The sequence below is a fragment of the Brooklawnia sp. genome (assembly GCF_049651565.1).
Classification (GTDB): Bacteria; Actinomycetota; Actinomycetes; order Propionibacteriales; family Propionibacteriaceae; genus Brooklawnia.
On sequence record NZ_JBASCI010000185.1, the window covers coordinates 1 to 7,426 of the forward strand.

The 7,426-nt window shown below is 70.1% G+C and carries 9 protein-coding genes; 4 read left to right on the forward strand and 5 right to left on the reverse strand.

Annotated features, from left to right (window positions below; all coding sequences use genetic code 11):
• The 3 genes from gatB to gatC form a co-directional block, all read right to left on the reverse strand.
• On the reverse strand, positions 1-1,026 hold a 1,026-nt coding region (gene gatB / locus WBL05_RS08710), incomplete at its 3' end, for an Asp-tRNA(Asn)/Glu-tRNA(Gln) amidotransferase subunit GatB (protein ID WP_424225269.1).
• Positions 1,023-2,531, reverse strand: a complete 1,509-nt coding sequence (gene gatA / locus WBL05_RS08715) for an Asp-tRNA(Asn)/Glu-tRNA(Gln) amidotransferase subunit GatA (RefSeq protein ID WP_424225271.1) — start codon at positions 2,529-2,531, stop codon at positions 1,023-1,025. The genes gatB and gatA, both read right to left, overlap by 4 nt.
• Positions 2,531-2,881 carry an Asp-tRNA(Asn)/Glu-tRNA(Gln) amidotransferase subunit GatC gene (gene gatC, locus WBL05_RS08720; RefSeq protein WP_424225273.1) on the reverse strand — a complete coding sequence of 117 codons (351 nt, stop codon included), beginning with the start codon at positions 2,879-2,881 and terminating at the stop codon, positions 2,531-2,533. The genes gatA and gatC overlap by 1 nt, the downstream gene beginning before the upstream one ends.
• A 27-nt stretch (positions 2,882-2,908) precedes the next feature.
• Between gatC and dxr the strand changes: the two genes are divergently transcribed.
• From dxr to WBL05_RS08740, 4 genes are all read left to right on the forward strand, one after another.
• Positions 2,909-4,069: a 1-deoxy-D-xylulose-5-phosphate reductoisomerase gene (dxr, locus tag WBL05_RS08725; protein ID WP_424225274.1), complete on the forward strand. Its 1,161-nt coding sequence runs from the start codon at positions 2,909-2,911 to the stop codon at positions 4,067-4,069.
• Between the two features lie 24 nt (positions 4,070-4,093).
• A complete protein-coding gene (locus WBL05_RS08730) occupies positions 4,094-4,750 on the forward strand; it encodes an amino acid-binding protein (RefSeq protein ID WP_424225276.1) in 657 nt (218 codons plus the stop codon).
• 54 nt (positions 4,751-4,804) lie between these two features.
• Positions 4,805-5,236 (forward strand): DUF1801 domain-containing protein, encoded by a 432-nt coding sequence (locus WBL05_RS08735; RefSeq protein ID WP_424225277.1) that lies wholly within the window; start codon positions 4,805-4,807, stop codon positions 5,234-5,236.
• Between the two features lie 652 nt (positions 5,237-5,888).
• The gene (locus tag WBL05_RS08740; RefSeq protein ID WP_424225278.1) at positions 5,889-6,395 is read left to right on the forward strand and encodes a hypothetical protein; all 507 of its coding nucleotides are present in this window, start codon (positions 5,889-5,891) and stop codon (positions 6,393-6,395) included.
• A gap of 1 nt (position 6,396) precedes the next feature.
• Here WBL05_RS08740 and WBL05_RS08745 read toward each other — a convergent pair whose 3' ends face one another.
• Entirely contained in the window at positions 6,397-6,624 is a 228-nt protein-coding gene (locus WBL05_RS08745) for a hypothetical protein (RefSeq protein WP_424225280.1), read from the reverse strand.
• A 9-nt stretch (positions 6,625-6,633) separates the two neighbouring features.
• The coding region (locus WBL05_RS08750) for a hypothetical protein (RefSeq protein WP_424225281.1) at positions 6,634-7,426 on the reverse strand (793 nt) is incomplete at its 5' end.

Consider the following 7,426-nt stretch of genomic DNA (forward strand, 5'->3'; position numbering starts at 1 on the left):
GATGTCGCGCATCTCCAGGTCGGTGAACCCCCACTCGGCCTGCAGCCGGCTGCGGCGCTGGGCCGGCGGTTCGGGCAGGCTGGCGCGCAGCTCGGCCACCCACCCCGGGCTCGGTGCCAGCGGCACCAGGTCGGGTTCGGGGAAGTACCGGTAGTCCTCGGCGGTTTCCTTGGAGCGTCCGGCAGTGGTGTAGCCCTCCTCATGCCACATCCGGGTCTCCTGGACGACCCGGCCGCCGGCGGCGAGCACCGCCCCCTGCCGCTGGATCTCGTAGTGCAGCGCGGCCTCCACCGACCGCAGCGAGTTGATGTTCTTGGTCTCGGTGCGGGTACCGAGTACTGCGGTCCCCTTGGGCATCAGCGAGACGTTGGCGTCGCAGCGCATGTTGCCCCGCTCCATCCGGGCGTCCGAGACCCCCAGCGCCCGCATCATCTCCCGCAGGAACGCCATGTACTCCCGGGCCACCACCGGACCCTGCGTCCCGGTGCCCAGCACCGGCTTGGTGACGATCTCCATCAGCGGCACACCGGCCCGGTTGTAGTCGAGCAGCGAGTACTCCGCACCCTGGATCCGTCCGGCGCCGCCGACGTGGGTGGACTTGCCGGCGTCCTCCTCCATGTGCACCCGTTCGATCGGAATGCGGTAGGACTGGCCGTCCACCTCGATGTCGACCTCACCGTCGAAGCACAACGGCTCATCGTACTGGGAGATCTGGTAGTTCTTCGTCATGTCCGGGTAGAAGTAGTTCTTCCGGGCGAACCGGCACCACTCGGCGATCTGGCAGCCCAGGCTCAACCCGATCCGGATGGCGGACTCGACGGCCGTCCGGTTGACCACCGGCAACGCCCCGGGCAGGCCGAGGCAGACCGGGCAGGTGTGGGTGTTGGGTTCACCGCCGAAGTCGGCGCTGCAGCCGCACCACATCTTCGACCGGGTGCTGAGTTCGACGTGTACCTCCAGCCCGATGACCACGTCGTAGCGGGCCATCACCTCGTCGTAGTCCATCAGTTCGTCGATACCGTTCATCGGGCCACCTCCTCAAGCGCCGGGACGCGGTCGAGCAGCGGACCACCCCACCGGTCGGCGAGCGCCGCCTCGACGGCCGCCCCGACCAGGTAGCAGCGGTCGTCGGCCATCGCCGGCGCCATGATCTGCAGGCCCACCGGCATGCCGTCCTCCTCGGCCAGGCCGATCGGGACGCTGGCAGCGGCGTTGCCGGCCAGGTTGGTGGGGATCGTGCACAGGTCGGACTTGTACATCGCGATCGGGTCGGAGAGGCGTTCGCCGAACCGGAAGGCGGTGGTCGGGGTGGCCGGCGAGACCAGCACCTCGCACTGGGCGAAGGCGGCGTCGAAGTCACGGCGGATCAGGGTGCGCACCTTCTGGGCCGAGCCGTAGTAGGCGTCGTAATAGCCCGCCGACAGCGCGTAGGTGCCGATGATGATGCGGCGTTTGACCTCGTCGCCGAACCCGGCGGCGCGGGTGGCCCGCATCACCTGCTCCGCGGACTCGTACCGGCCACCGTTCACCCGCAGCCCGTAGCGCATCCCGTCGTAGCGGGCCAGGTTGCTGGACGCCTCGGCGGGCATGATCAGGTAGTAGGCCGCGAAGGCGTGCGCGAAGCTGGGGCAGCTGACCTCGACGATCTCGGCACCCAGCGACGACAGCAGCTCGACCGCCTCGGCGAACCTGGCCTCGACACCGGGGGCGTAGCCCTCACCGCCCAACTCGGTCACCACGCCCACCCGCAGTCCACTGACGTCGGCCTTGCGGGCGGCGGCCACGACATCGGGCACCGGCGCGTTGATCGACGTGGAGTCGGCCGGGTCGTGACCGCCGATCACCTGGTGCAGCAGTGCGGCGTCCAGCATGTTCCGGGCGCATGGGCCGGGCTGGTCGAGCGAGGACGCCATGGCGATCACCCCGTACCGGGAGACCCCGCCGTAGGTCGGCTTGACCCCGACCGTGCCGGTCACCGAAGCCGGCTGCCGGATCGAGCCGCCGGTGTCGGTGCCGATGGCCAGCGGGGCCTCGAAGGCGGCCAGGCTAGCCGAGGAGCCGCCGCCCGAGCCGCCCGGAATCCGGTCCAGGTCCCACGGGTTGCGGGTCGGCCCGAACGCCGAGGTCTCGGTGGACGAACCCATTGCGAACTCGTCCAGGTTTGTCTTGCCGAGGATCACCATGTCGGCGGCCAGCAGCCGGTCGACCACGGTGGAGTTGTACGGCGGCAGCCAGTCAGCCAGGATCCGTGAGCCCGCGGTGGTCGGCAGCCCCTGGTAGCAGAACAGGTCCTTCACCGCCACCGGGACACCCGCCAACGGGCTGAGCCGTTCGCCGGCGGCCCGCTTGGCGTCCACGGCCCGGGCCTGGGCCAGGGCGCGTCCGGCGTCGACCGCGAGGAAGGCGTGCACCTGGTCGTCGACGGCAGCGATCCGGTCGAGGTGGGCCCGGGTGACCTCCTCCGCGCTCTGCTCACCTGCGGCGATCCGGGCGGCCAGCTCCACCGCGGTGGCGTGGATGGTGTCGTTCATCAGGCCTCCTCATCCAGGATGCGCGGCACCTGGAACTGGTTGTCCTCCACCGCCGGGGCGCCGGCCAGCATGGCCTCCACCGGCCAGCTGGGGCGCAGTTCATCGGCGCGGAACACGTTCTCCAGCGGGACCGGGTGCGAGGTCGGCGGCACGTCGGGACTGACCACCTCGGCGACGCTGGCCACCGAGTTCAGGATGACGTCCAGCTGGGGCGCCAATCGGGCGAGTTCTTCCTCGGACAGGTCGATGCGGGCCAACTCGGCCAGCCGCGCCACGTCCTGCGCAGTCAACGCCACAAGCTTCTCCTGTTCGCGATCGGCCGCCACTCGGCGGCCGTGACAGCACCACATCCTAGAGGTAGTGCCAGACTGTGGCCTATGCGAGATGTGGTGGTGCTCGGCAGCACCGGATCGATCGGCACCCAGACCCTCGACGTCATCGCTCGGAATCCCGACCGGTTCCGGGTGGTCGGGTTGTCGGCGGGTGGCAGCCAGCTCGACCTGCTGGCCGACCAGGTGCGCCAGTTCGCACCCACCGTGGTGGCAGTGCCGGACGACACGGCGGCAGCCCGGTTGCGGCGCCTCGTAGGCGCGGCCGGTCCCGAGGTGATCGGTGCGGGCGGCAACGAAGAGCTGGCCGGGCGGGGCAGCGCCGTGGTGGTGAACGCGATCACCGGCGCGGCCGGGCTGCGTCCGACCCTGGTCGCGCTGGCGGCCGGCACCACGCTGGCCCTGGCAAACAAGGAGTCGCTGGTCATCGGCGGCCGGCTGGTCACCGATGCGGCCGCGCCCGGCCAACTGGTGCCGATCGACTCGGAGCACTCGGCGATCCTGCAGTCGCTGCGCAGCGGCAAACGCAGTGAGGTGCGCAGGCTGATCCTTACCGCGTCCGGCGGCCCGTTCCGTGGCCGCAGCCGGGCCGAGTTGACCGACGTCACCCCCGCCGAGGCGTTGGCGCACCCGTCCTGGCAGATGGGGCGGGTGATCACCATCAACTCCGCCACCCTGGTCAACAAGGGCCTGGAGGTGCTGGAGGCGGCGTTGCTGTACCGGATGAGCCTTGACGACATCACCGTGGTGGTACATCCCACCAGCGACGTCCACTCGATGGTGGAGTTCTGCGACGGCGCGACCATCTGCCAGGCCAGCCCGCCCGACATGCGCCTGCCGATCGCCCTCGCGCTGGCCTGGCCGGACCGCGTCCCGGACGCTGCCCCGGGATATGACTGGGGCACGCCCCGCGACTGGCACTTCGAACCGCTGGACGACGAGGCCTTTCCCGCCGTGCAGTTGGCCCGCCGCTGCGGCCGGGCGGCGGGCACCGCACCGGCGGTGTTCAACGCCGCCAACGAGATCTGCGTGGATGCCTTCTGCGATCAGCGGCTCAGCTTCCTCGGCATCGTCGACACCGTGGCCGCGGTGGTGGACGAGCACCTGGCCGGCGGCCACGTCGGGGACGCCGAACTCAGCGTGGACGCGGTGCTGGCCGCGGACGCCTGGGCCCGTCGGCGTGCCACCGAGGTCATCGGCCGATCGTGAGCCACGGTTTGGCAGACTGGCCGGATGATGCTCCTGCTGCGCGTCGGACTGCCTGATCGTCCCGGTTCCCTCGGCCGGGCGGCGACCGCGATCGCGACCACCGGCGCCGACATCGCCGGGATCCGGATCGCCGGCCGCCTGGACGACGGCGTGGTGGTTGACGACTTCATCTGCGACCTGCCGCCGGGCGTCCTGCCCGACGGGCTGGTCTCGGCGCTGCACGCCACCGAGGGCACCCGGGTGCTGTGGGTGTCGCGCTGCCCCGACGAGTGGGACGCGGTGACAGAGGTAGAACTGATCGGCCAGATGGCGGCCGACCCGCCCGGAGCCGAACGGTACTTCCTCGACCACGCGCCGGCGCTGTTCCACTGCCAGTGGGCGGCGGTCGTCGATCGGGACGACCGGACAGTGCTGTTCGGGACCGAACACTCTCCCGAGTTGACTGCCGAGAGGTTGGCCCGGCTGGAGCCGCTCGGTGACCTGCACAGCGTCGACGTTGGTTCGGACTGGGCACCGGGCTGGGGGGATGTCGTGGTTGCGGTGGTACCGGTGCTGCCCGACCGGGTGGTGCTGATGGGACGCAGCGGCGGCCCAGCGTTCCTTACCGCAGAACTGGACCGGTTGTCCAGGGTGGTCCAGGTGCTCTCGGGCACGCTCGGGACGGCCCGGCTGGAGAGCTGACCGACCGGACCGAGGTGCTACCGGCGACTGACGGGGGCGAACTACGCTTTTCGCATGGGCACCAAAGAGAGTGGTCAGTCCGGCAAGCCCGCCGATGAGGCCAGGACCAGGCCGACCGAGCTGGATCCCGACCAGTACATAGCCTCCCTCGACAGCCCCCGCCGGGTTGCACATGGGCGGCTGCTGCTGGAGATTTTCAACCGGGTGACCGGCGTGAACCCGGTGATGTGGGGGCCGTCGATGATCGGCTACGGACAGGTGCACTACCGGTATGACAGCGGCCGTGAGGGCGACATGTTCAAGCTGGGATTTTCGCCCCGCAAGGCGAAACTCTCCCTCTACGGCCTGCCACACGACCAGGACCTGCTGGGCCGGTTGGGCAAGCACACCACTGGCGCGGACTGCATCTACGTCAACAAGCCCGAGGACATCGACCTGGACGTGCTCGAGGAGCTGATCCGGCGGGCATGGGATGCGCCGGGGTGAATCGTCAACCTGAGGCCGGTCAGCGCTCGGCCGGGGATGTCGCGCGTGCCGCCGCCCCGGCACCTCGACCCCACCTCCCACGCGCTGCGGAGGATTGCCAAGCGAGTATGGTTGCGCGTTCCTCCGCAGTGGTGTGTGGTTCGAGCTCGGGGCTGAGCAGTCCGGGCCGGTGCCCGAAGTGCTCGGCACCAGAGGTCGGGTGGCGCTCTTGGTCGTAGTCAGGTGGAGCGTGCCATTTTCCGAATCCTGCGTTCGCCAGGTGCCGCCGCCCTCGCCTGGGCCTCTCGAGCCTTCACAGTCAGTCAGGACACCGCTGCAACCCTGGCCACAGCCTCAATTGGGTGTGCAGTTCCGGCGTCACGGCCTGATCATGCCCGCACGAGGTCCTCGAAGCGTGCAGTTTCCGGCGTTACGGCCCCATAGTGCTCGAAGGGCCCTGCAAGGGCACCCCATCGGGTTGGGCGACTGCGGAGGATCGGTCAGCGAGTATGGTGGGCTGATTCAGCGTCCATTGGGTCTGCGGGGCCGAGCACGCTGGGTGCCACCTGGTCTCGGGTGGACCGGCCTTCGGCTGGGCACCAGTCGTGGCTCCGCCTGAGCACGTGGTGGCAGGCTGGACCCGGTTCGGCATCGGCCCTGCCAGACTGGTCAGGTGACCGACGAGACTTGGTGGCAGCTGCTGCTGGCCTTCGGTTTCGGGCTCGCCGGTTCGGTGCTGCCGTTGGCCAACGCGGAGGCGTTCATCGTCGCCTCGGTGGCGACCGGCGTGCTCGGCCCGGTCCCGGTTGGGGTGCTGCTGGGGGCGGGGCAGGGGGTCGGCAAGATGCTGGTCTTCCAGGGCATCCGGCAGGGCCGCCGGCAGCTTGTGCGCAGGCGGCCCCGACGCGAGCCGGCCCCGATCAGGCCGGGTACCTGGCGGGCTCGCTGGGCGCGGCTGGTCGAGTGGAGTATCGCACTGGTCGAACATCCGCGGTGGGGTCCGGTTGGCCTGTTCCTGTCCGGTTCGCTGAGCGTCCCGCCGAATTACCTGACCACCGTGGTTGCGGCCACCACCCGGTTGAACTTCGCGGTCTTCGCGGTCTTCCTGACCGCCGGTTTCATGGCCCGCTACGTGGTGATCGCGCTGGCGGCCGCAGGGGTCTTCGAGCATGTCCGGTAGCTCAGCTGATGCCCATCAGGGTCTTGTAGAAGAAGTCGCCGAGCAGGAACAGCGCCACCACGGTCGCCACGAAGACCATCGACACCGTGATCCGGGCCTTCTTCTTCTGCCTGGTGGTCGGCACCCGCTTGGGTTCCCACTCCCCCAGTTGCGGTTGGACGCGCACCGGGGCGGCACCGTTGAGGTTCAGGTCACTGAACAGGTGCCGGAGGCCCTGGAGACGCCGCATGCCGCAATCTTAGGTCGCGGCGCGTTCGGCGACCAGCCGCGCGGCCTCGGCCAGCCGCTCCAGCAGCAGGCCGGCAGAGCGCATCGGCCAGCCCGCCAGCCCACAGTCCGGGGTCAGGACGAATTGGTCGGTCAGTTGTGGTGCGGTCGGCTCCAGGGGCCGCAGCGCCTTCATCGCCTGCGTCACCAACTGGTCCACCGTCGCCAGGTCGGCCTGGTCGGTTCGGGCCACCCCGAGGGCCAGCGTGCGGCCGGCGTCCAACCAGCCGTGGCACTGGTCGATCATCGGGGCATCACAGACGAACTCGGCCGGCAGGGCCAGCCCGCCGAACCCGGCGCGGCCGGCCAGGTCGATGTCCACCCCGGGGGCGCAACTGTGCAGCCAGACCTGCTCGACCCCCGGCACCTGCTGCACCGAATGGACCAGCTCTCGCCAGCCCGTCAGCACCTCGTCGGTGTCTGGCGTCCGGTAGCGGTCCAGCCCGGAGAAGGTGGCCAGTTCGCCGCCCAACGCTGCGCCGATCATGGGTTCGTCGACCTGCAGGATGACCGGCCGGTTCAGTCGCCCGGTGAGCCTCGCGGCCAGTTCGGTGGCCGCCTCGGCGAGGGCCTGCCAGACGTCCCGGCAGGCGCCGGGGTCGGTGATCACGTGGTTCATGGTGGGGTGCCCCAGCCGCACCGCCGCGGCCAGCGTCCAGGGCCCGGCCAGGGCGACCTTGACGGTCCCGCCGTGGCCGTGGCTGAGTTCCTCGAAGTCGTCCAGGTCGCTGCGCCACCAACGGGCGGCCCGCTGCTGCGCGGCA